This is a genomic window from Nonomuraea sp. NPDC050478 (assembly GCF_044458265.1).
GTDB classification, from domain to species: domain Bacteria; phylum Actinomycetota; class Actinomycetes; order Streptosporangiales; family Streptosporangiaceae; genus Nonomuraea; species Nonomuraea ferruginea.
Genome location: NZ_JBITHT010000001.1, coordinates 1,302,461 through 1,323,868 on the forward strand (window position 1 = coordinate 1,302,461; position 21,408 = coordinate 1,323,868).

Annotated in this window: 23 protein-coding genes; 10 read left to right on the forward strand and 13 right to left on the reverse strand. The window is 72.0% G+C overall.

The window, feature by feature from the left end; translation table 11 throughout:
* Positions 1 to 305 precede the first annotated feature (305 nt).
* Together ACIBF7_RS06255 and ACIBF7_RS06260 are read right to left on the reverse strand one after the other, a co-directional pair.
* Complete coding sequence (locus tag ACIBF7_RS06255; RefSeq protein ID WP_397196572.1) at positions 306 to 1,058, reverse strand: DUF899 family protein; 753 nt, start codon at positions 1,056 to 1,058, stop codon at positions 306 to 308.
* A 110-nt stretch (positions 1,059 to 1,168) separates the two neighbouring features.
* A complete protein-coding gene (locus ACIBF7_RS06260) occupies positions 1,169 to 1,354 on the reverse strand; it encodes a hypothetical protein (protein ID WP_148036179.1) in 186 nt (61 codons plus the stop codon).
* A 369-nt stretch (positions 1,355 to 1,723) separates the two neighbouring features.
* Here ACIBF7_RS06260 and ACIBF7_RS06265 point away from each other — a divergent pair, with 369 nt between their 5' ends.
* Positions 1,724 to 3,856, forward strand: a complete 2,133-nt coding sequence (locus tag ACIBF7_RS06265; protein ID WP_397196573.1) for a DEAD/DEAH box helicase — start codon at positions 1,724 to 1,726, stop codon at positions 3,854 to 3,856.
* 8 nt (positions 3,857 to 3,864) lie between these two features.
* Here the strand turns inward: ACIBF7_RS06265 and ACIBF7_RS06270 are convergent, their stop codons facing one another.
* Complete coding sequence (locus ACIBF7_RS06270) at positions 3,865 to 4,455, reverse strand: CGNR zinc finger domain-containing protein (RefSeq protein WP_271276663.1); 591 nt, start codon at positions 4,453 to 4,455, stop codon at positions 3,865 to 3,867.
* Positions 4,456 to 4,568: 113 nt separating this feature from the next.
* On the opposite strand from ACIBF7_RS06270, the gene ACIBF7_RS06275 reads away from it, so the two are divergent.
* Genes ACIBF7_RS06275 through ACIBF7_RS06285 form a run of 3 tightly spaced genes read left to right on the forward strand, consistent with a single transcriptional unit; the run spans position 4,569 to position 6,433 of the window.
* On the forward strand, positions 4,569 to 5,021 hold the full coding sequence (locus ACIBF7_RS06275; RefSeq protein ID WP_271276664.1) for a VOC family protein: 453 nt from the start codon (positions 4,569 to 4,571) through the stop codon (positions 5,019 to 5,021).
* 22 nt (positions 5,022 to 5,043) lie between these two features.
* The gene (locus ACIBF7_RS06280; RefSeq protein ID WP_397196574.1) at positions 5,044 to 5,961 is read left to right on the forward strand and encodes a pyridoxamine 5'-phosphate oxidase family protein; all 918 of its coding nucleotides are present in this window, start codon (positions 5,044 to 5,046) and stop codon (positions 5,959 to 5,961) included.
* 16 nt (positions 5,962 to 5,977) lie between these two features.
* Positions 5,978 to 6,433, forward strand: a complete 456-nt coding sequence (locus tag ACIBF7_RS06285; RefSeq protein ID WP_219545459.1) for a nuclear transport factor 2 family protein — start codon at positions 5,978 to 5,980, stop codon at positions 6,431 to 6,433.
* Positions 6,434 to 6,443: 10 nt separating this feature from the next.
* Here the strand turns inward: ACIBF7_RS06285 and ACIBF7_RS06290 are convergent, their stop codons facing one another.
* Positions 6,444 to 7,319 carry a hypothetical protein gene (locus ACIBF7_RS06290; protein ID WP_397196575.1) on the reverse strand — a complete coding sequence of 292 codons (876 nt, stop codon included), beginning with the start codon at positions 7,317 to 7,319 and terminating at the stop codon, positions 6,444 to 6,446.
* Positions 7,320 to 7,452: 133 nt separating this feature from the next.
* On the opposite strand from ACIBF7_RS06290, the gene ACIBF7_RS06295 reads away from it, so the two are divergent.
* Positions 7,453 to 7,743, forward strand: a complete 291-nt coding sequence (locus ACIBF7_RS06295; RefSeq protein ID WP_148036186.1) for a YiaA/YiaB family inner membrane protein — start codon at positions 7,453 to 7,455, stop codon at positions 7,741 to 7,743.
* A 6-nt stretch (positions 7,744 to 7,749) separates the two neighbouring features.
* On the opposite strand, the gene ACIBF7_RS06300 is transcribed toward ACIBF7_RS06295, so the two are convergent.
* From ACIBF7_RS06300 to ACIBF7_RS06310, 3 genes are all read right to left on the reverse strand, one after another.
* Complete coding sequence (locus ACIBF7_RS06300) at positions 7,750 to 8,400, reverse strand: response regulator transcription factor (RefSeq protein ID WP_271276667.1); 651 nt, start codon at positions 8,398 to 8,400, stop codon at positions 7,750 to 7,752.
* A 21-nt stretch (positions 8,401 to 8,421) separates the two neighbouring features.
* A complete protein-coding gene (gene macS, locus ACIBF7_RS06305) occupies positions 8,422 to 9,537 on the reverse strand; it encodes a MacS family sensor histidine kinase (protein WP_397196576.1) in 1,116 nt (371 codons plus the stop codon).
* A gap of 109 nt (positions 9,538 to 9,646) precedes the next feature.
* On the reverse strand, positions 9,647 to 10,903 hold the full coding sequence (locus ACIBF7_RS06310; RefSeq protein WP_397196577.1) for an MFS transporter: 1,257 nt from the start codon (positions 10,901 to 10,903) through the stop codon (positions 9,647 to 9,649).
* Between the two features lie 85 nt (positions 10,904 to 10,988).
* On the opposite strand from ACIBF7_RS06310, the gene ACIBF7_RS06315 reads away from it, so the two are divergent.
* Positions 10,989 to 11,540, forward strand: a complete 552-nt coding sequence (locus ACIBF7_RS06315; protein ID WP_397196578.1) for a CGNR zinc finger domain-containing protein — start codon at positions 10,989 to 10,991, stop codon at positions 11,538 to 11,540.
* Here ACIBF7_RS06315 and ACIBF7_RS06320 read toward each other — a convergent pair.
* Genes ACIBF7_RS06320 through ACIBF7_RS06330 form a run of 3 tightly spaced genes read right to left on the reverse strand, consistent with a single transcriptional unit; the run spans position 11,519 to position 14,271 of the window.
* Positions 11,519 to 12,508, reverse strand: a complete 990-nt coding sequence (locus ACIBF7_RS06320) for a hypothetical protein (protein ID WP_397196579.1) — start codon at positions 12,506 to 12,508, stop codon at positions 11,519 to 11,521. The two genes, ACIBF7_RS06315 and ACIBF7_RS06320, sit on opposite strands and share 22 nt — an antisense overlap.
* 45 nt (positions 12,509 to 12,553) lie before the next feature.
* Complete coding sequence (locus ACIBF7_RS06325) at positions 12,554 to 13,147, reverse strand: DNA-binding response regulator (protein WP_397196580.1); 594 nt, start codon at positions 13,145 to 13,147, stop codon at positions 12,554 to 12,556.
* A complete protein-coding gene (locus ACIBF7_RS06330; RefSeq protein WP_397196581.1) occupies positions 13,144 to 14,271 on the reverse strand; it encodes a sensor histidine kinase in 1,128 nt (375 codons plus the stop codon). The genes ACIBF7_RS06325 and ACIBF7_RS06330 overlap by 4 nt, the downstream gene beginning before the upstream one ends.
* Positions 14,272 to 14,371: 100 nt before the next feature.
* On the opposite strand from ACIBF7_RS06330, the gene ACIBF7_RS06335 reads away from it, so the two are divergent.
* Entirely contained in the window at positions 14,372 to 14,842 is a 471-nt protein-coding gene (locus ACIBF7_RS06335; RefSeq protein WP_187281577.1) for a nitroreductase family deazaflavin-dependent oxidoreductase, read from the forward strand.
* Here ACIBF7_RS06335 and ACIBF7_RS06340 read toward each other — a convergent pair.
* A complete protein-coding gene (locus ACIBF7_RS06340) occupies positions 14,792 to 15,781 on the reverse strand; it encodes an LLM class flavin-dependent oxidoreductase (RefSeq protein WP_148036195.1) in 990 nt (329 codons plus the stop codon). The two genes, ACIBF7_RS06335 and ACIBF7_RS06340, sit on opposite strands and share 51 nt — an antisense overlap.
* A 279-nt stretch (positions 15,782 to 16,060) precedes the next feature.
* On the opposite strand from ACIBF7_RS06340, the gene ACIBF7_RS06345 reads away from it, so the two are divergent.
* A complete protein-coding gene (locus ACIBF7_RS06345; protein WP_397196582.1) occupies positions 16,061 to 18,076 on the forward strand; it encodes a CehA/McbA family metallohydrolase in 2,016 nt (671 codons plus the stop codon).
* Here ACIBF7_RS06345 and ACIBF7_RS06350 read toward each other — a convergent pair.
* Positions 18,073 to 18,258: a hypothetical protein gene (locus tag ACIBF7_RS06350; RefSeq protein WP_219545470.1), complete on the reverse strand. Its 186-nt coding sequence runs from the start codon at positions 18,256 to 18,258 to the stop codon at positions 18,073 to 18,075. The two genes, ACIBF7_RS06345 and ACIBF7_RS06350, sit on opposite strands and share 4 nt — an antisense overlap.
* Before the next feature lie 508 nt (positions 18,259 to 18,766).
* Between ACIBF7_RS06350 and pip the strand changes: the two genes are divergently transcribed.
* Together pip and ACIBF7_RS06360 are read left to right on the forward strand one after the other, a co-directional pair.
* Entirely contained in the window at positions 18,767 to 19,690 is a 924-nt protein-coding gene (gene pip, locus ACIBF7_RS06355) for a prolyl aminopeptidase (protein WP_397196583.1), read from the forward strand.
* Between the two features lie 112 nt (positions 19,691 to 19,802).
* Positions 19,803 to 21,095, forward strand: coding sequence for a TIGR04013 family B12-binding domain/radical SAM domain-containing protein (locus ACIBF7_RS06360; protein WP_271276678.1), 1,293 nt, complete (start codon positions 19,803 to 19,805; stop codon positions 21,093 to 21,095).
* Here the strand turns inward: ACIBF7_RS06360 and ACIBF7_RS06365 are convergent.
* On the reverse strand, positions 21,092 to 21,358 hold the full coding sequence (locus ACIBF7_RS06365; protein WP_148036198.1) for a hypothetical protein: 267 nt from the start codon (positions 21,356 to 21,358) through the stop codon (positions 21,092 to 21,094). The two genes, ACIBF7_RS06360 and ACIBF7_RS06365, sit on opposite strands and share 4 nt — an antisense overlap.
* Positions 21,359 to 21,408 lie beyond the last annotated feature (50 nt).

Consider the following 21,408-nt stretch of genomic DNA (forward strand, 5'->3'; position numbering starts at 1 on the left):
GGGCGTCGCCACGCGACCATAACGTCAGGGCGAAGGTGGTGAGCCCGGCGCCCAGCCGACGCGAAGCCCTGGTGCGTCCAGTCGAACATCTTGCCGAGCCATGAACCCGTCGCCCAGACGATCGTCAACGCGGTGGCGAGGACGAGGAACACGCCGACCGTCCTGCGGCCGTCGGTGGCAGGCGTGTCGCTCATGTCCGGTGCCGCTCCTCGCCGGCGGTCTCCACGCTGACCGGCCTGCAAGGAATGCAGGTCGGGGTGGCCGCCGTTCGATCACTGTACGGGCAGGAAAGGCCATCCAGCCGGTCAGTGGTCGCCTTGGCGGCCGAGGGTGTCCACCGGGGTCGCGCCGGGGCGGGTCCACTGTGGTGCGGGGCGGGAGGTGGGGCCCCAGGTGGCGTTGCCGTCCGCGTCCGAGCGCCAGTACCAGCAGGCGTGGCGCCCCTCGGGCCAGCCCTCCGGCTTGTCCTCCCACGCCTCGCCGCGGCCGTAAGGCGTCATGTCGAGCAGGCCGAAGGACCCGTCGGCGGATTCGATGCCACGACCCGTCGTGGTGTAGGTGAGGAACACGCGGTCGCCGTCGCGCAGGTAGCAGGTGATGTGCCCCATTTCTCCACCCACCGGCTCGTCCACGTCGCGCACCGAGTACCAGGGCTGGGTGTAGCCCATGAAGTCGACGAAGGGGGCCACCTCGTCCCAGACGCCCGTGGTCAGGATGGCGAACGAGACGCCCCGGGCGTTGAGGTAGACGGCGTCCTTCAGGTGCCAGGCCGTGACGGTGCAGCCTTCGCACTGCCCCTGGTGCGGCGCGCCGTCGTGCCACATGTGCTTGTAGACCACGAGCTCGTCGCGGCCCTGGAACAGGTCCAGGAACGGGACGGGGCCGTCGGCTCCGACGACCTCGACCGTACCGTCGAACTCCACCATCGGCAGCCGGCGGCGGGCGGCGGCGATGGCGTCGCCCTCGTGGGTGTGGGCCTTCTCGCGGACCAGGAGCTTGTCACGGGCGGCCTGCCAGGTGGCGAGGTCGACGACGGGCGGGCGGCCGGGCAGTGTCATGGTGTCCTCCGTGGTCCTCGTGACGGGCGGCGTCGTACGACGCCATGGCGGTCATGAGAACAGACCCGCGACCCGGCCGGAACTCGTCGCGGCCGGGGCTTGGAAAGGTTTTAGGAGTGGGTGGCGCGGATCTCCGTCACGGTGAACGCGTCGACGATGTGCCGGTTCTGCACCAGGAAGCCCACGACGCCCGCCACCGCCTCCGCGGCCAAGGTGGCTCTCACCTGCGCGGTCAGGAGGTAGACGAGGGGGGTCGACGGCTGGGTGAGGGTGAGGGCGCGGTCGTGGCGGTGCACGTCCTGCAGTGCCCTGATCGGGATCGGCCGCTCGGTGGTGAACCAGGCCGCGACCTCCCACAGGGGGAGGGCCGGGTCGGCGTCGGCCGAGGCGTGGTAGCAGGTGACGCAGCCGTGCCCGGCGTGCCGGTCGTGCGGGCAGGTCCACTGGGCGACGTCGGCCCGGGTGTGGTCACGAGTGCTCAGGATCGCCGCTTCTGTGACGCGGCGGCGCGCCGGCCTCGGCCGGTCCTCCCACGGAGAGAAAGCGTCGCTGCCGATGATGGCATCCCTTCGGTCAGATGCGTCGAAACCTGGTCAAACTACCCGGTCGGCACCCGCCCAAGCAGCGGGACACGATCTCGGACTGGGGAAGATACGTTCTGACCTATGGAACCACCCTCTGCCGGGGATGTTCGAGACCTGTTACGGCGCGCGCGGCGGCTGCTGGGCGACGCGCGAGACCTGGTGGTCGAGCACGAACGAGCGGTCGCCGAGGTCCGCGATGCTCTCGGACCGCTCCGCGACCGGCAGGCCGAGGCGGAACTCGACGCCATGCCGGTGTCCCGGCTGAAGGACGTCACCAGCGGCCGGCTGCGGATCGGGGCGCTGGAGGAAGCCGGCTACACCACCGTACGGAGCGTTCTGCGAGCGATGCCGTACGAACTGCAGAAGCTGCCGGGAGTCGGGCCGCAGACCCGCAAGCAGGCGCAGAAGGCGGCCGAGGGCATCGCGCTCGCCACGAGGCGGTCCCGCACCGTCCACATCGACGTCGACGACCGGGACGCCGAGACCACCCGGCTGCTCCTGGCGCTGCACCGGCTGGTCGCCGTCGGTCCCGAGCTGCCCCGCGCCCGTCGTACGGCCGAGGCGGTCGGGGGAAGGCTGAGAGAGCTGATTCCCCAGGCTCGCCCCATCGGCAACTGGCTGCGCAGGCTGCTGTCGGGAAGCCGCCGCCGCGCCCGCGCCGCGCGGGCCGTGGAGCGGATCGCCGCCCTGCTGGCCGACGAGACCGAGACCAGGCTGCTCATCGCCCAGGCGACCACGGACCTGCTGCGCCCGCCGCCGGACGGGGCCCTGGCGTGGATCGACTTCGAGATCCACGCGGCCGACTACTACAACCTGCTGGCGGAGCTCTCGGCCCTGGCGCCGTCGGACCGGGCCGCCGCCGAGGGCTTCCTGCCCGGCGATCTGGCCGAGCGGGTCAGGGAACAGGAGCTCGACGACACCCTGCGGCGGGTCTCGCTCCGCGGCTATCAGGCGTTCGGCGCCCGGTTCGCGCTCGCCCAGCGCCGGGTGATCCTCGGAGACGACATGGGGCTGGGCAAGACGATCCAGGCGATCGCCGTCATGGCTCACCTGCACGCGCGGGGCACGACGCATTCCCTGGTGGTCTGCCCGGCGAGCGTGCTGGTCAACTGGCTGCGCGAGATCGAGACCCGCAGTTCGCTCAAGACCTATCGGCTCCATGGCGACGATCGCCGCCTGGCTCACGCCGCGTGGCTCGAACGCGGCGGGGTCGCGGTCACGACGTACGCCGGGCTGCACACGCTGGAGATCGAGCCGCGGGTGGGGGTGCTCGTCGTCGACGAGGCGCACTACGTGAAGAATCGGCAGGCCCGCCGCTCCAAGGCCGTGGCCGGGTGGTGCGACAGGGTCGGCAGGGTCCTGTTCATGACCGGCACGCCGATGGAGAACCGGATCGAGGAGTTCCGCTCCCTCGTGGACTACCTCCAGCCGGGGTTGTTCGGCACGGTCGAGGCGAATGACAGCGCGCAGGCGTTCCGGCGCGCCGTCGCGCCCGTCTACCTGCGCCGCAACCAGCAGGACGTGGTCACGGAGCTGCCCGATCTGGTGCACATGGACGAGTGGGAGGAGTTCAGCGCGGCCGACGCCGAGGCTTACCGGGACGCGGTGGCGTCGGGCAGGTTCATGACGATGCGCCGCGCGGCCTACGCGGTGCCGGAGAAGTCCGCCAAGCTGGAACGGCTGCGCGAACTGGTCGACGAGGCGGCCGAGGCGGAGCTCAAGGTCGTGGTGTTCTCCTACTTCCGCGACGTGCTCGCCGCCGTCGGCCAGGCCCTCGGCTCTCCGGTCCACGGGCCGCTCAGCGGCGAGCTGGCGCCGGAACGCCGTCAGGGGGTGATCGACGCCTTCACCGCGGCCCGGGGTCACGCGGTGCTGCTCGCGCAGATCCAGACGGGCGGGGTGGGGCTCAACCTCCAGGCGGCATCCGTCGTGATCATTTGCGAGCCCCAGGTCAAACCGACCATGGAGAGCCAGGCCGTGGCCCGCGCGTACCGCATGGGCCAGGTGCGGCGCGTGCAGGTGCACCGCCTTCTCACGCCCGACAGCATGGACGAGCGGCTGCTGGAGATCATGAACGCCAAGGCCACGCTGTTCGACGCCTACGCCAGGCGCAGCCATCTCGCCGAGTCGACGCCGGACGCCATCGACATCTCGGAGGAGACCCTGGCCGAGCAGATCGTCAGGGAGGAACGGCAACGCCTGGCCGCAGGGTGACACGGGTCCTATTCGGCGGTCTTCTTCTTGGCGTAGTGGCGCGCGGCTCGGGCCCGGTTGCCGCAGCCGGCTGAGCACCATTCGCGCCGGGGGGTGTCGCGGAGGAAGTAGAGCACGCAGCCGGGGCCGTGGCAGGCGTGCACCTCGTGGCGGGCCGGCCCGGCGAAGAGGACGACGGCCTCCTCGGCCAGGGCGGCGAGGGCCGCCGTGACCGGGCGGCCGGTGCTGCGGACCGTCGTGTGCGGCTCGGGGGCGGTGCGCAGCTCCCGCCATCGCGGGGCCAGGCCGGCATGACGGTTGAGGGTCGTGACGGTGTCCGGATCGGGGTCGTGGTCCGCCACGGCGGCAGCCGCCAGGGCCCGGATGACGTCCCGGAGCTCCCTGGCGAGGTGGAGGTCGCCTTCGCCCACGTCCTGGAGGTCGGCGTCCGTGACGGGGACGGCGAGGCGCGGGCGCAGGTCGCGCAGCCACGCGGTCAGGTGCTCGACGGTCAGGAGTCCGTCCTGGAGGCGGCCGCGGACCGCGTAGGCGGTGTTGGCGAGTTCGAGCGGAGGTGGCTCGCCGAGAAGGGGAGCACCGCCGCCGGGGAGCTGTGCCACGTCCACTTTCTAATGCTCTCTTCCGCTTGACACCGTAAGAAACCTCCGCAACCATTCTAATGGATGATGACTGATGCGGCCGTTAGATCGGTCGCCTGCATGGGAGGTCCAGCATGAACGCTCCGGTCCTGAAGACCGGGCACGTCGGCCTGAACGTGACTGATCTCACCCGTTCCATCGCCTTCTACCGCCAGGTCTTCGGCTTCGACGTCCTCGGCGAGCAGGCCGAGGGGGATCGCAGGTTCGCGTTCCTCGGCCGGGACGGCGGGCTGATGGTGACGCTGTGGCAGCAGAGCGACGGCGGCTTCGCCGCCGACCGGCCCGGGCTGCACCATCTGGCGTTCCAGGTGCCCGACATCGAGGCGGTGCGCCTTGCCGAGGCCACTTTGCGCGACCTCGGCGTGCCGCTCGTCTACGACGGCGTGGTGCCGCACGGGGAGGGCGCCTCCTCCGGCGGCGTGTTCTTCACCGACCCGGACGGCATCCGCCTGGAGATCTACGCGCCGACCGGCGCCGACACCGCGCCCGCGCCGACGCAGGGCGCGCCGACCTGCGGTTTCTTCTGATACCGCGCGGAAGGAACTGACCATGCTCCACCAAGGTGAACACACGGTGCAGCGCCGCGCCGGTCTGACCCGCGACAGATGGGGGTCGGCCCGCGTCGGCGCGACCGTCCCGCTGGTGGCCGCGGACTTCGCCGGCCGGCAGCGGCTGGTGGTGATCGCGGCCGCCGACGACGCCGGCGCGGCCTGGACCGGCGTGATCACCGGTCCGCCCGGGTTCGTCGCCGCGCCCGACGACCGCACGCTCGTCGTCGGGCGGCTCCCCGCTGCGGGGGATCCGCTCGCGGGCCTGTTCGACGCCGAGCGGGACATCGGCATACTCATGATCGAGCCCGGCAGCCGCAAACGGATGCGCGTCAACGGGCGAGCCGGCAGAGATGGTGACCGGCTGCTGGTGCGTACAGCACAGGTGTATTCCAACTGCCCCAAATACATCCAGACTCGTACGTACGCCAACGAGACGGTACGGGGGGACGCGGTCGCCGGCGGCGAGCTGACCGCCGGGCAGCAGCGGTGGATCGCCGGCGCCGACACGTTCTTCATCGGCACCTACGCGCCCGGCCAGGGCGCGGACGCGTCGCATCGGGGCGGCAACCCCGGCTTCGTCACCGTGACCGGAGACCGGCGGCTGACCTGGCCCGACTACACGGGCAACGCCATGTACATGACGTTGGGCAACCTCGAACTCGAACCCCGCTGCGGGCTGCTGTTCCTCGACTGGGAGAACGGGGACACGCTGCACCTGACCGGCCGCGCCCGCGTCGACTGGGACCCTGACAGGGCCGCGACGGTCCCCGGCGCCAAGCGGCTCGTCGACTTCTCCGTCGAGCGGGTGGTCCAGATTTCCGGCGGTATGGGGCAGCGCTGGGCTTTCGGCGAATACTCCCGCTTCAACCCGGAAGGAATGGAAGAGGCGCCGGCTTCTTCCGCCACCGCACATTGACCACCAAGGAGTACGCATGACCCCGCCACCCGTCCCGCCTTTCACGGCCGAGACCGCCCGGGCCAAGGTCCAGGCGGCCGAGAACGCCTGGAACACCCGCGACCCGCGCCGCGTGGCCCTCGCCTACACTCCCGACTCGGTCTGGCGCAACCGCGACGAGTTCATCACCGGCCGGGACGAGATCATCGCCTTCCTGACCCGTAAGTGGGAGAAAGAGCTCGACTACGTGCTCCGCAAGGAGCTCTGGGCCTTCACCGACGATCGGATCGCTGTCCGGTTCCAGTACGAATGGCACGACGCCGACGGACAGTGGTGGCGCAGCTACGGCAACGAGCTCTGGGAGTTCGACGCGGAAGGGCTGATGCGGCGGCGGGAGGCCAGCATCAACGACGTGGCCATCACCGAGGAGCAACGGCGCATCTCCGGCTCGCGCCCGGCCGACGAGCTGGGCCGGTCCATCCCGCTCAGGTGACACGCCCGCTTCAGGAGTTCTTCTCGTCCTCCGGGATGTGCGCGTTCTGCTCGCGGACGTACTCCAGCAGGTCACGCTCGTCGATGACCTCATCGGCGGGCGGGGCGGTGACGACGACGCGGGACCCCCAGCCGGTGTAGCGCGTGTCGGTCCGCTTGACCGGCGGCTTCTTCCCCGACCCTGCGGTGTCGGTGGTGGTCAGGCGCTTGAGGAGGCCGTCACGCCCGGTCCAGAGGCGCCAGGCGATCTTCCCCTTGTTCTTCCCGCTGATCGGCCGCCCGGAGGTCCAGCTGATGGCGGCGCCCTTGGAGATCGTGCGCAGGTCCTTGTAGCTCATGGCGCCCCAGTAGAGGAATCCGCCGGAGACGGGCTTGCTCGCCGAGCGCTTCAGCACGGCCTTCAGCGTGGACGGGTCGTACACGCTGATCGGCTGTAGGCTCACGTCCCGATCCATGTCCCGGCCCATGCTCCCCCTGTGCTTCGAGGGGTATCGGATCCACTCCTTGCCCTCAGGGGTCGGCCCGGGATACTGGCCGGCGTCGACGTACACGTCCGCACCGACGCGGATCACGCGGTGGAGCTCCGGCTTCTTCTTCGTCTTCGCCGAGGGCAGGTCCCACCATGTGTAGTCCGCGGCCGCCGGGCCCGACGGGGCGAGCCGGAGGCGGCCCTTGATCCGGGTCCCGTTCCCGGAGACCGTCGACTTCCCGCCGAAGAAGTAGCGGCTGGTCTCGGAGATCCGGACGCCATGCTTGTTCACGAGCTGCCGCTTGAGAGCGCGCGCCGGATCCGGCGCGCCTGCCTGGGCGGCGGCGGGACTCGTGGCGAACGGTACGGACGCGATCAGTGCGGCGGTCGCCAGGGCGGTCCATCGTCTCACCGGCATATGTCCTCGCTACGGCAATGCTTCCAAGGCGATCGTAACGTGGCCGTCATCGTCACGGCAGTGCCTGCTACTCAGGCGGGATTGGGTACGCGTACTCAGGCGGGCGCCCGGTCCGTGCCGGACGCTGGGTGGCATGACCAAACCAGTCCAGCCCACCATGACGGCCGCTTACTACGCGCAATGTGTCATCTCCTTCGCGGTCGCACTCGGCAGCGTGGGGATCGGCATCGTCTTCCTGCCGGTCAACCCCTGGGTCCGCGCGTTCCTGGCGGTCGCCGTGCTCTACACGGTGACGTCGGCGTTCGGTCTGGCCAAGTGCGTGCGCGATCGGCAGGAGGCGGCGAACACGGCCAGCCGGGTCGACCAGGCGCGCCTGGACAAGCTGCTCTCCGAGCACGACCCGTTCAAGGTCGACAATCTCTGAGCCGGTCTACGCCCCGTCGAGTCCGCGTTCGATCGCGTATCGGACGAGTTCGACGCGGTTGTGGAGCTGGAGCTTGTTCAAGGTGTTCTGTACGTGGTTCTGCACGGTCCGGTGGCTGAGGACGAGCCGTTCGGCTATCTGCCTGTACGACAGGCCCTTGGCGACCAGGCGGAGCACCTCGGTCTCGCGGTCGGTGAGGCGGGGGCCGTCGTCGGAAGGTCGCTGGGTGGCGAGGCGGCGATACTCGCCGAGCACCAGGCCGGCCAGGCCGGGGGTGAAGACCGGCTCCCCTTCGGCCGTGCGTTTGACGGCGTCGAGGAACTCCTCCCGGCTCGCCGACTTGACCAGGTAGCCGGAGGCGCCGGCCTTGACGGCTTCGAGCACGTCCTCGTGCTCGCCGCTCGCCGACAGCATCAGGACGCGGGGCGGATGCTCGGACGCGGCCAGCCCTCTGGCCACTTCCGCGCCGGGCAGGTCGGGCAGCCTCAGGTCGAGGACGACCACCTCGGGGCGTACGGCGCCGGCGACGCGGAGCGCCTGGCGGCCCTCGCCGGTGGTCGCCACCACCTGGTATCCGGCGTGCTCCAGGTCGCGGGCGACCGCGTCCCGCCACATCGGATGGTCGTCCACCACCATCACCCGCAGTGCGCTGGTCATGCCGTAACTGTAGACCCGGGTCTACGTGTGGACGGGGATGACGAATTCGACCTCGGTCCCCTGGCCGGGCACGGACGTGAAGCCGACGGTGCCGCCGACGCCGGCGATCCGGCCCTTGATGGACTGCGCGATGCCGAGCCTGCCCTCCGTCTCGGCCTCCTCCAGCCGTCCGGCGGGGATGCCGGGGCCCTCGTCGCGCACGGTGATGGTCACCGTGTCGCCGTCGTGCTCGGCGAAGACCCAGGCCCTGGCGTCCTCGCCGCAGTGCCGCCGGACGTTGTCGAGCGCCGCGCCGACGGCGGCGACCACCTCGTCGGCCTGACGGGCGGGGAGCGGCACGGGGGTGGCCGGCGCCGAGACGGTGACCGCCGGTGTGGTGAACCGGCGTAAGCGGGCGCCCACGTCGACCAGGCCCGCGCTGTCCTGTGCCGCCGGGGCCGGGCCGCTGCGGATCAGCTCCCGTACCGCCGCTTCCTGCTCTCCGGCGAGCCGTCCCAGCTCGGCGGCCTCCCCGCCGATCTCCTGCCCGCGGCGCTGCATCAGCGCCAGGACCTGGAGGACCGAGTCGTGGATCCCGCGGGCCAGCCGCTCGCGTTCCCGGTTGGCCGCCTCCAGCTCGGCGGCCTGCTGAAGACGCTCTTCCGCCTGCTTGGTCAGCCGCGCCACGTGCCCGACGACGGCCCCGGCGAGGATGAGCAGGACGGCTCCGTTGACCGGGACGGAGAGGTTGAACTCGTGCAGCCCGCGCAGCCACAGGTCGGCGAGCGACAGGACGACGGCCGCGACCGCGCCCGCCCGCCGCCCGCCGTAGACGGCCCAGGCGAGCACGGGCGCGCCGACCCAGGTCGCTGTGACCGGCATCAGACCCGCCTGCCCGGCCTGGGCTCCCTGGACGTAGGGCGAGGCCAGCAGGCAGCCGAGGGTGACGAGGACGTCCACCGTGAGGAGCCTGCGGCTTCTCACGGTGGAGTACGCGACGGTGGTGACCACCGTCCAGACCGCCATCACACCGAGGACGAGCCAGCCCGCGAGCGGACGCTGGTAACCGCCGGCGGTCGCCAGCAGCAGCGCAGCGTAGACCAGGGAGGCGACGCGGTAGACCGCGATCGCCCGCCAGAACGACCCCTCGATCTCCATACGACCCCATCACGCTCGATCGGCGTCCGACTATATGGTGACCCGTCCCCGGGTGCCGCAATGACACTCAACATCACGATCGCCACCTTGCGACCGGTTTCGTCGGTCATCAGTGGGCCTTGACGGTTTCGTCGGGGGCTTCGACGGCCGCTGACAGGTCGGTGCGGAGTGCGTAGCGGATGAAGGCCGCCATCACCGCCAGGGCGAGCACCGTGGCGAGGACGAACGCCGCGCGCACCCCCCACAGCTCCGCTATCACTCCGGCCAGGGCCGCGCCGGGGGGAAGGACGCCCCAGCTGAGGACGCGTGAGGCCGCGTACACCCGGCCCAGCAGCTCGGGCGGGGAGAGGTTCTGGCGGATGGTGGCCACGAGGATGCGCCAGATGCTCGACCCGGCGCCCGCCACCACCGCGCCGGCGGCGACCGCCCAGGCGGGGGCGTCCACGGCGACGGGCAGGACCAGGAGCACGGTGCCCGCGGCGTCGGCGATGAGCAGGGTGGTCACCCCGAAGCGGCGGCGCAGCGGTTCCACCACGGCCGACGCGACCAGGCCGCCGACCGCCATGGCGGTGAGCAGGAGCCCGTACTGGGTGGTGGTGAGCCCGAGCGGGCCCGGGGCGACCGCGTACACGACGAGCAGGGCGGTGGCGGCGGCCCAGACGACGTTCATCACGGCGGTGTAGAGGGTGAGGGTGCGCACCACGGGCTGGCGCCAGAGGTAGCGCAGGCCCGCGACCAGGCCGTCACGGGGCCGGTCGGGGTGGGGTGTGCCGGCGCCGGCCGGTACGGGGGAGAGCGTCATGACGAGGATGCCCGCGACCGCCAGGACGTAGAGGACGGCGCTGGCGCCGGTGGCCAGGGCGAGGGTGGTCGCGGCCAGGAGGCCGGCGAGGGGCGGGCCGGCGAGCTGGTTCGTGACGTTGATGGTGGCTTCGACGCGGGCGTTGGCACGACCGCGCGCGGTGGGGGGCACGACTCGCGGGATGGTCGAGGTCAGCGCCGTGTCGACGAGGGTTTCCGCGACGCCGAGCAGGACGGCCGCGGCGATGATCAGCGGGAGTGAGAGGACTCCCGCGAGGTGGGCGGCGGTCAGGCCGGCCAGGAGGGCGGCGCGGGCCAGGTTGACCCCGGTGAGGAGGGCGCGCCGGTCGACGCGGTCGACGATCCAGCCCGCGTGCAGCCCGAACAACGGCCAGGCCAGGGTGAGCGCGGTCGTCACGGCCGCCACCCCGCCGGGCGAGGCGCCGACGGCGAGGGCCAGCAGGGGCAGCGCGAACAGGGCCATGCCGTCACCGAGGTTCGCGGCGCCGGTGCCGAACCACAGGCCGTTGAACGACCGGCCGAGTGACGCGGGAAGGATGCGCATAGATCTCACCTTTCAAAGTAGGTTGAACGGTAAGACTGCGCGGTCTCACCTGTCAATCGGGATTGATTGGTGAGATACTGGAGGCATGACCGCAGTGGAACTGGTCGGGAACGCGCTCTGTCTGGACTTCGCCAACACCGTCAACGCCCGCCCCGTCGCCGAGCGGGACTGGCTGGCGACGCCCGAGGAGGCCCTGACCTGGGCAGGCGCCGTCGGCCTGGCCGTCGAGGATCCGGCCGGGCTGGCGGACGCTCTGCCCGAGGCGCGGGAGCTGCGGGAGGCCGTCTTCCGGGTGTTCTGGGCGCTCGCCCACGGCGGGCAGCCGCCCCGGGAGGACCTCGCCGCGCTGATGGCCGCCTACGCCGAGGGATCCGGCCACGCCCGGCTCGACGAGGACGGCGACACCTACCGGCTGCGGTGGGAGGATCCCCGTACGGTGCGCGTGCTGCTGTGGGAGGTCGCCGAATCGGCGGTCGAGCTGCTCACCCACGGGCCGTTGGACCGGCTCGGCGCCTGCCCGTCATGCGTGTGGCTGTTCCTGGACACGAGCAGGAACCGGCGGCGGCGCTGGTGCAGCATGACGACGTGCGGCAGCCGCGACAAGTCCCGCCGCTACTACGCCACCCGCTCGACGTAGCGGCCCGCGGCGTGGGAGCGGATTCTCGTGGCGGCGGTGAGGAGCAGGGCGACCGCCGCGACCGCGAAGACCAGGTTCCCGATGAGGTCGGCCATCGGATCGGTGGGGACGGCCGGAGGTTGCGGGAACCCGTGCCACGCATAGGTGAGCACACCGCCCGCCGCCAGCCCGAACCGCTGCCACACACCCCACCCCGGCTGCCCGGACCAGCGCACGACCAGCAGGCAGACGGTGGCGTACAGAGCCAGGTGGATGGCCGTGACCAGCCAGGCGCCGAGCGCGTCCACGTTCATCACCGGCAGCCAGAACGCGGCCCCGGCCGCCAGCGAGAACGCGAGCACCGCCCAGCCCCCGGGCCCCCGTCCGGACCGGATGGTGCCCGGCGTGGCGGGGGAGCGGCGGCGCAGGGCGAGGAACACCAGCAGGCCCGCCAGCAGGGCCACGCCCGCGAGCCGCCCGAACCCGGGATCGTACGGATCCGTCGCGAACACCGCCGAGGCCGCCGCCCCCAGGACGAGCAGCACCCCCGCCACCACCAGGCCCGGCCGGCGCAGCCACGGCTCCGAGGCCCGGGCGGGCACCAGCGACTCCATGACGGCGATCGGCACGCAGATGCTGCCCACCACGTGGACGCCCAGCACGAACACCGTCCACCAGGCGCTCACCTCCACGCCGGGGATCCAGGCGTACGACCGCAGGTCCATCCCCGCGAAGCCGGGGTTGAACAGGGATCGGGTGACCAGCCCTTCCTCGATCAGGCCGTACGCGACGGCGAGCAGCACGATGCCCGGCCAGCCCACGCCCCGGCGCCTGGCCAGCTCGCGGACGAGCAGCGCGCCGCCCCCGTACAGCGGGGCCAGGGTGATCAGCGCGACCAGCATGGTGACGGGCAGGTTGCCCAGCAGGAACTCGCCGATGAGCGGCGACAGGAAGAAGAGCCCGAGCGCGGGCGCGATGCGTTTCCCCATGTCACCAGCGTCGCGAGAGCGGCGGGCGGCCGGTAGTGACGTTCGTCAGAGCCAGCCCTTGGCCTCCGCGGCGCGTGCCGCCTCGGCCCGGTTGCGGGCGCCGAGCTTGCCGATGGCCGACGACAGGTAGTTGCGTACGGTGCCGTCCGACAGGTAGAGACGGCGGGCGATGTCGGCGATCGTGCCGCCTTCGGTGGCGGCGCGCAGCACGTCGCGTTCCCGGCCGGTGAGGGGGTTGGCGCCTTCGGAGAGGCTGGCGGCGGCCAGCTTCCTGTCGAACACCCGCTCACCGGCGTGCACCCGGCGGATCGCGTCGGCCAGCTCCCCGGCCCTGGCGTCCTTGACCACGTAACCCGCGACGCCGGCGTCCATGGCGCGCCGCAGGTAACCGGGCCGCCCGAACGTCGTCAGGATGATCACCCGTACGCCGGTGAGCCCGGCCGCGACGGTGAGGCCGTCGCCGCCCGGCATCTCGATGTCGAGCAGGACGACGTCGGGCCGCGTCGCGGCGACCGCCGCCGTCACCTCGTCCCCGCGGCCCACCTGGCCGGCGACCTCGATGCCGGGCTCCAGGCCGAGCAACGCCGCCAGCGCCTCCCGTACGAGATGCTGGTCGTCGGCGAGCAGGACGCGGATCATGGGCTTCCTTTCGCAGGCGGCCGGGCCCGGGGAACGGCGTCTTCCCGGGGCGGGCGGGCCGGCAGAGGGACACGGGCATGCAGGCGGAAGCCGCCGTGCTCGGCCGGTCCGCCGTGCAGGGTGCCGCCCGCGAGCTCGACCCGTTCGGCGAGCCCGCGCAGCCCGGTGCCGCCGTCGCCGGGGGCGGAGCCGCGGCCGTCGTCGGTGACCTCGACGTACGCCTCGTCGCCGGCGGTCCCCAGCCCGATGCGGCACCGGCGGGCGCGGCTGTGCCGGACCACGTTCGTCGCGCCCTCCCGCACCACCCACGCCAGCACCGGCTCCACCTCCGCGGGGACCGGCTCGGCGGACACCTCCACGGGCACGCCGGCGGCGGCGAGCGCCCGCCGCGCCCCGTCGAGTTCGTCCGGCAGCGACAGCTCCCGGTAGCCGGCGATCGCGTCGCGCACGTCAGACAGCGCCTGACGGGACAGGTCCTCGACGTCCCCGATCTCCGCAGCCGCCCGTGAAGGGTCCGCCGTGAGGAGTTTGCCCGCGAGCTGGCTCTTCAACGTCATCACCGCCAGGCTGTGGCCGAGGATGTCGTGCATGTCGCGGGCGAAGCGCAGCCGCTCGTTGTCCACGGCCAGCCGCTCCACCTCGGCGTTCGCCCGGGACAGGGCACGGTTCGCGGCGGTCAGCGCGAGGAAGGCGCGCATCGCCCCGGCGAACACCGCCGCCTGCAGCGGGATCCACCAGCTGTCCGCGAGCGGCGCGCCCAGCAGCGGCAGCGCCAGCGCGACGCCTCCGACGGTCAGCGCGGCCCCGGCCGGCATGGCCCGCTCGGGCAGGGCTGCGGCCAGCGCCGTGATCAGGAAGAAGGAGGCGGCGAACACCCACAGCTCGCCCAGCGCCGGCGCCAGTCCGGCCGCGGCCGCGTACAGGAGGACGAGCGTGTACGGGGTCGCGTTCCCGTGCGGGCGGTCCAGGGCCGTCCACACGACCCGGAGGTAGAGCGCGGCGAAGCAGACCAGCCCCGCTGCCACGAGCGCCACCTCGGCGGCGGACGGCGAGCGGGACAGGAAGCCGGGGAGCGGCCATACCAGGACGGCGAGGTAGACGGAGGTCCAGAGCCGGCCCTTCATGCCGATCACCCTAACCGGGGGACTCCGGGCGCAGACCTGACGAATGTCATGGGCTGGGCGACTTGACCTCAACCCCGGTCGAAGTTCCACACTTGATCGCATGGACGAGGTAATCGACAGCCCGACGGGCTGGGTGGCCGAGCACATCCGCCGCTACGTGGAGACGGACGGAGAGAGCGGGCACCTGTTCCAGGGGCTGCCCACGCTGCTGCTCACGACCCGGGGCAGGAAGTCGGGGCAACTGCGCCGCACGGCGCTGATCTACGGGCAGGACGGCGACCGCTACCTGCTCGTCGCCTCCAACGGCGGCTCCGCGCAGCACCCCGCCTGGTATCTCAACCTGATCGCTGATCCGGATGTCACCGTGCAGGTGCGGGCCGACAGGTTCGCCGCCCGCGCCCGCACCGCCACCGAGCAGGAGAAGAAGGAGCTGTGGCCGGGCATGGCCACCGTGTTCCCGACGTACGACACGTACCAGTCCAGAACGGACCGGGACATCCCGCTGGTGATCCTGGAGCCGTCAGGCGGGGACGAGGCCCTGGACCTCGGCGAGAAGCTCGAAGGAGCGTAGCCAGGCCTCCCGGTCGGGGGCCGCCGACACCGTGATGAGCTCGTCGGCCCCGACATGCTCGGCGAACCGGCCCAGATACTCCTTGACCTCGCCGGGCGTGCCGACGGCCGAGTACTTGGTCATCTGGAGGATCTGCTGGCCAGCGGGCGACTCCAAAATCATGTCCGCCTCTTCGGCGGTGAACTCGCGCTCGCGGCCCAGCAGGAGGCTCACCCGGTTGCGCTTGGCGGCCAGGAACTGCTCCTCCGCCTTCTCCCTGGTGTCGGCGGTGATCACGTTCACGCCGGCGATCACGTACGGCTCGGCGAGCTGCGCGGACGGCTTGAACTCGCGCCGGTAGAGCGCGACCGCCTCCTCCAGCGCGGCGGGGGCGAAGTGCGAGGCGAACGCGTACGGCAGCCCGAGCATGGCCGCGAGCTGCGCGCCGAACAGCGAGGACCCGAGGATGTACAGCGGCACGTCGGTGCCCTTGCCCGGTGTCGCGTCCACGCCCGGGATGCGGGAGTCGCCGGTCAGGTAGCCCTGCAGCTCCAGCACGTCCTGCGGGAAGCTGTCCGCCGAGGAGGGCGTGCGGCGCAGCGCCCGCATGGTCTTCTGGTCGCTGCCGGGCGCCCGCCCGAGCCCCAGGTCGATCCGGCCGGGGTGCAGCGTGGCGAGCGTGCCGTACTGCTCGGCGATGGTCAGCGGGGAGTGGTTGGGCAGCATGACGCCGCCGGCGCCGAGACGGATGGTGCTCGTCCGCGCGGCCACGTGCGCGATCAGCACGCTGGTGGCCGAGGATGCGATCGAGGGCATGTTGTGGTGCTCGGCATACCAGATGCGCCGGTATCCCCACTGCTCGGCACGCCGCGCCAGCTCCACGCTGGCGGCGAAACTGTCGGCGGCGGTCTCTCCCTTGCCGATGTACGCGAGATCGAGAATGGAGAGAGGCAGGGGCATGGGACGTACCTTTCCTTGAGCGGGTACCAAAAGGTAACCGGTGCCCGGGTCCCATTATTTCCGGCACACCTCCTCCTGGCCTGGCCGTCTTCTCCCTGGACGCCGGGTAGCATCCGCCATGTGAACCGTCGCATCGTCGCCCTTATGGTCATCATCGGGATGGTCGGGATGAGTGGGCTCGCCGTGGTCGTCTCGGCCGTGCAGTCGGGCGGTGGGTGGTAAGTACCTGACGGGTCCAGCGTTTCGTGACACGATGTCGGTGACTTCGAGGAGTGTCCGATGTGTGACGATCCGCTGCTTCCCGAGACTGTCGCCCGCGCGCTGACCGATTACCGGGACCTCCGCGATCAGCACGGCGTGTGCTGGGGCGAGGAGCCGCTGTCGTACGTGGTCCAGGCATGGGCCACCGTCTTCCTCGACCGGAGCCACGACTACTGGGCCACCGGGATGCGGCAGCTCGCCGAGCGCCTGCCCGGGGCGTCCGAGGACGAGATCGACGACCGGATGGGCGAGGTGGACGTCGACCGGGTGGTCCGCGACGCGCTCGGCGGCGAAGTGCTCACCTCACTGCCCGCGCTGCGGCTCCGGCCCGGCGCGGTCACGCTGGAGGCCCGCGCGCGGGTGGTGCTCGGTGACGAGCCAGGCCGTACGTGGTTGCTGCTGGACTCGAGCCGGGACGAGCCGGTCACGGTGCTCGTGGACGGCGACGCGTACGAGATCCCGCCACGCGGAGCGAAGATCGTCGGCGTGCGGCGGGAGGTCGTCGCCGACGGGGCGCCGGTCGATCTGGCGCCGCTGACCAGGCGGGCGGAGGCGGCGGCGGTGCGGCTGCGCGCCGGGTTCCCGTGCCGGTGGAGCGTGACGTCGGCCGGCGGGCAGGGCTGGTATCCCGAAGGTGCCCCGCCCAAGGTCGACGGGCACGGCAGACCGTACTTCCACGGCGACGACCTGGTGGTGGCCGTGCCCGCCGAGCCGATCACGGTGACGGTCACCAGGGGCATGGAGTACGCCGAGTCCGAGGTCGCGCTGACCCCGGCCGCGGGCGGGGAGACGCTGGTCGAGCTGACCCCCGAGCGGCTGTACGACGCGGCGGCGCACGGCTGGTACGGCGGCGACATGCACGTCCACCTCAACTGGATGGGCGAGGAACCGGCCGCACCCGAGCTGGCCGCGGCCGCCCAGCACGGCGAGGACCTGCACGTGCTCAACCTGGTGGCCGGGAACGTGGCGAGCGCGCGGGTCTACGACCGGGAGGCGCTCGAACACTGGCTGGGCCGCGACCTGCCGTGGTCCGACGGGCGCCACCTGGCCAGGATCGGCGTGGAGTACCGCAACGACCTGGTCGGCCACGTCGGCGCCTTCGGGCTGCGCGGGCTGCCCGAGCGCTTCCACACGGGCTTCTCCGGCGACGCCGACTGGCCCCCGAACGCGGTCGCCTGCGAGGAACTGCACGAGATGGGCGCGGTGCTCGGCTACGGGCACCCGTTCCACCTGCCGGTCTCCGACACCGACCCGCCGGAGGCGGCGGTGGCGCGCGGGCGCAACTGCTCGGCCAGGGAGATCGTCGCCGACGCGGCGCTCGGCCTGATCGACACGCTGGACGTGCTCAACCATTCGTCGATCAGCGCCACGGCCGCGGTCTACCGGCGCCTGATCGGGGCCGGCAACCGGCTGACGGTGACCGCCGGCACCGACGCGGTGCTGTCGTTCTGCCACCGCGGCACCTCGTCGGGCCCGCCCGGGTGGGAGCGGGTGTACGCGCGGGTGGACGGCCCGCTCACCGCCGAGTCGTTCGCCGAGGCGATCCTCATGGGCCGCACGTTCGCCACCACCGGCCCGTGGCTCGACCTCACCGTGAACGGCCACGGCCCCGGCGACACGCTGGACCTGGCGCCAGGGGAGCACGTCGAGATCACCGTCACCTCGGTCGGGCCCGAGGTCGAGACCCTGGAGATCCGCACCGCCGACGGGGTGGTGGCCCAGGGGCCGCCCGGCCGCCTCACGGCCACGCTGACCGCGGGCGAGCCCACGTACGTGGTCGCGGTCGCCACGGGAGGGCCGCACCCGCGGGCCTTCCACGGAAGCGGCGCGTACGCGCACACGAGCCCGGTCTATCTGAACGTGGCGGGCACGCGCGTGGCGCGGCCCGAGGACGTGCGGTGGTGCCTGGACTGGCTGGACCGGCTGGAGGAGGTGCTGCGAGAGTCGGGCGTCTTCGCGACCAAGGACCAGTACGACGACCACGTGGCGCTCTACGACCGCGCGCGGCAGGTCTACCGGGCCAGGCTGGGCTAGGCCAGGCAGAGGTCCGCGCCGGCGGGGGCGGTGTCGTCGTCGAGACCCTCCAGGAGGACGGCGGCCAGGCTGCGGCGCTGGGCGGCCGTGAGGGTCATCGGCAGCACGATCGGCATCAGCTCGATGGCGCCGCCGGGCAGGTGACGGACATGGCAGGGGACTAGGGAGGAGGTGTGGAACACTCCCTCACTATGGCAGCCGCCACCGACAAGATCAGGCGGTTTTCCATGCCCACGCCGACAGCAAGGTCCTCGCAAGGCAGCGCGCTGCGCGCGAACCCGACTCGGGCCGCGCTCTGTGGGGGAGCCAAGCTCCCCCACACCCCCTTGCCAGGGGCTCCCGCCCCCGGACCCCGTGTGTGAGGCGGTTTCCGTTCAGAAGGGGGCGGACGGTTCGCCTCCGGACCTGGTGTGAGGCGGCCTCCGTCAAACAGGAAGGGGACGGCGCGATATCGACCCCCGCCCCCGGACCCCGTGTGTGAGGCGGTTTCCGTCAAAGCCGGGAGCGGACGGTTAGCCCCTGGACCTGGTGTGAGGCGGCCTCCGTCAAACAGGAAGGGGACGGCGCGATATCGACCCCCGCCCCCGGACCCCGTGTGTGAGGCCGTTCCCGTCGAGCAGGGAGCGGACTGTTCGCCCCTGGACCCTGCGTGTGAGGCGGTTTCCGTTCAGAAGGGGTGAGGATGGGGTCATGATCAATGAGAGCGGCATGCTTGACGTGGGTGACGGCAACCACGTGCATTGGGAGGTCCACGGCGCGCCCGGTGGGAAACCCGCCGTGGTGGTCCATGGCGGACCCGGGTCGGGGGCGAGTCCCGGCTGGCTGCGGTTCTTCGACCTGGAGAAGTACCGGGTCGTGCTGTTCGACCAGCGCGGCTGCGGAAGGAGCACGCCTGACGCGGCCGACCATGACACGGACCTGTCCGTGAACACCACCCACCATCTGATCGCCGACATGGAGCTGCTCCGCGAGCACCTGGGCATCGACCGGTGGATGCTGTTCGGCGGCTCGTGGGGGACCACGCTCGGCCTGGCCTACGCGATCCGCCACCCCGACAGGGTCAGCGAGATCGTCATGTCCGGCGTCGCCACCACCACCCGGTGGGAGGTGGAGTGGATCACCGAGGGCGTCGGCCACTACTTCCCCCGGGAATGGGAGCGGTTCCGCGACGGCGCCCCGGGTGGCGGGCGGCTCGTCGACGCCTACGCCCGGCTGCTCGCCGACCCCGACCCGGCCGTCCGGGAGAAGGCGGCCCGCGACTGGTGCGACTGGGAGGACTCCCACGTACGGGTGCGCGCCGACCAGGAGCCCGACCCGCGCTACGCCGACCCCCGGTTCCGGATGCGGTTCGCGCGGCTGGTCACCCACTACTGGAGCAACCACGCCTGGCTGGAGGACGGCGAGATCCTGGCCGGGGTGGAGAAGCTGGGCGACGTGCCCGGCGTCCTGGTACACGGCCGGATCGACCTGAGCAGCCCGCTGCGGACGGCGTGGGAGCTGTCGAGAGCGTGGCCGGGCTGCGAGCTGGTGATCGTCGAGGAGGCGGGCCACAGCGGCGGTCAGCCGGGCATGCGCGACGCCCTGAAGGCGGCGGTCGAGCGGTTCGCCCGATAAGGGCCGTTGACCGGGCGCGTCGCGCATCCGGCCGTCGGTAAGGACCCCACGACGATCCCGGGTGAACGGCGCGCGCCGCACATCCGGGTGGTCGTCGGCTACGCTGCACGGCGTGGCGCTCGCTGTTGACGTGGTGGTCCGATATCGCAAGGCCGTGACCTACGGCGTGCACGCCCTGCTCGCCGCGCTGGAGACCGCGGGGGTCGAGCACGGGCTGCGCCTCGGCACCACCGTCGAGGAGACGGCGGCGCAGATCGCCGCCAGCCGGGCCGACCGGGTGCTGGTCCTGTGGTCGTTCTACTCGCCCGACGCCGACGCGATGGCCGCCGAGTTGGCGGCGGTGCGGGCGCTGGCAGATCGGGACGGCGTCCTGCACATCGCGGGCGGCGTGCACGCCACCGCCGAGCCGCAGCAGGTCATCGACGCCGGATGGGACCTGGCCGGCGTCGGCGAGGGCGAGTCGACGATCGTCGCGCTCGTCGAGGCGTTGCGCGGCGGCGACCCGCTCACGGGCGTCCCCGGGCTCGCGCTCAGGGACGCCGACGGGGTCGCGCTGCGCACCCGCCCGGCGCCGCAGCTCCCGCTGGACGCGTTCCCGTCCTTCCCGGCCCGGCGCGGGCGGTTCGGGCCGATCGAGATCACCAGAGGGTGCCGTTACACCTGTCGCTTCTGCCAGACGCCCTTCATGTTCGGCGGCCAGTTCCGCCACCGATCGGTGGCGAGCGTGCGCGAACACGTGCGGGAGATGGCCGGGCACGGGCTGCGCGACGTCCGGTTCATCACGCCGACCTCGCTCTCGTACGGGTCGCCGGGGCCGGGCCCCGACCTGGACGCCGTGGAGGAGCTGCTGGCCGGGGTCAAGGAGGAGCTGCCGCCGCACGGCCGGGTGTTCTTCGGCAGCTTCCCCTCCGAGGTGCGGCCCGAGCACGTGACGCCCGAGGCCATGCGGCTGCTCAAGCGCTACGTCGCCAACGACAACCTGATCATCGGCGCTCAGTCGGGCTCCGACCGCGTGCTCGCGGCCTCGGGGCGCGGCCACGACACCTCACCCGTACGCGACGCGGTGCGGATCGCGGTGGAGCACGGCTTCCGGCCGAACGTCGACTTCATCTTCGGCATGCCGGGCGAGCAGGAGGACGACCAGGAGGCCTCGCTCAGGCTGGCCGCCGATCTGGCCGACCTGGGGGCGCGCATCCACACCCACACCTTCATGCCGCTGCCGGGCACTCCGTGGCGCGACGCCGAGCCCGCGTTCATCCCCCTGGCCACGGTGCGTGAGCTCGACCGGCTGGCTCAGCGCGGCGACGCCTACGGCCACTGGCGCAAGCAGGCCGAGCACGCCGCGAGACTGGCCGAGACCGCCAAGGCCTACCCGCGCCGGACCCGCCGGCGCCGGACGGGCTAGCGTTCGTCGTCGTCCTGGTCGTAGGCGGGCCCCTCGTCGTCGGGGAGCAGGTCGTCCAGGACGCGGTTCACCGCGTCGCCCAGCGGGCGGAACGCCTGGGTGAGCGCGTTGGCCAGCGGCCCGAAGATCTCGCTCACCTCGCGCAGCAGGTCGTCGCTCTTGTCCTCGGGCGGCGCCCAGCGCATGGCGTCGGCGCTCAGCGTCTCCCACTCGTCGACGACGCCGTCGATGGCGTCGAGCACGTGGTCTGGATCCCTCGGCATGACGTTCTCCAGGAGGGGAATCGGATTAACACCACGGTAACCCGTACCCG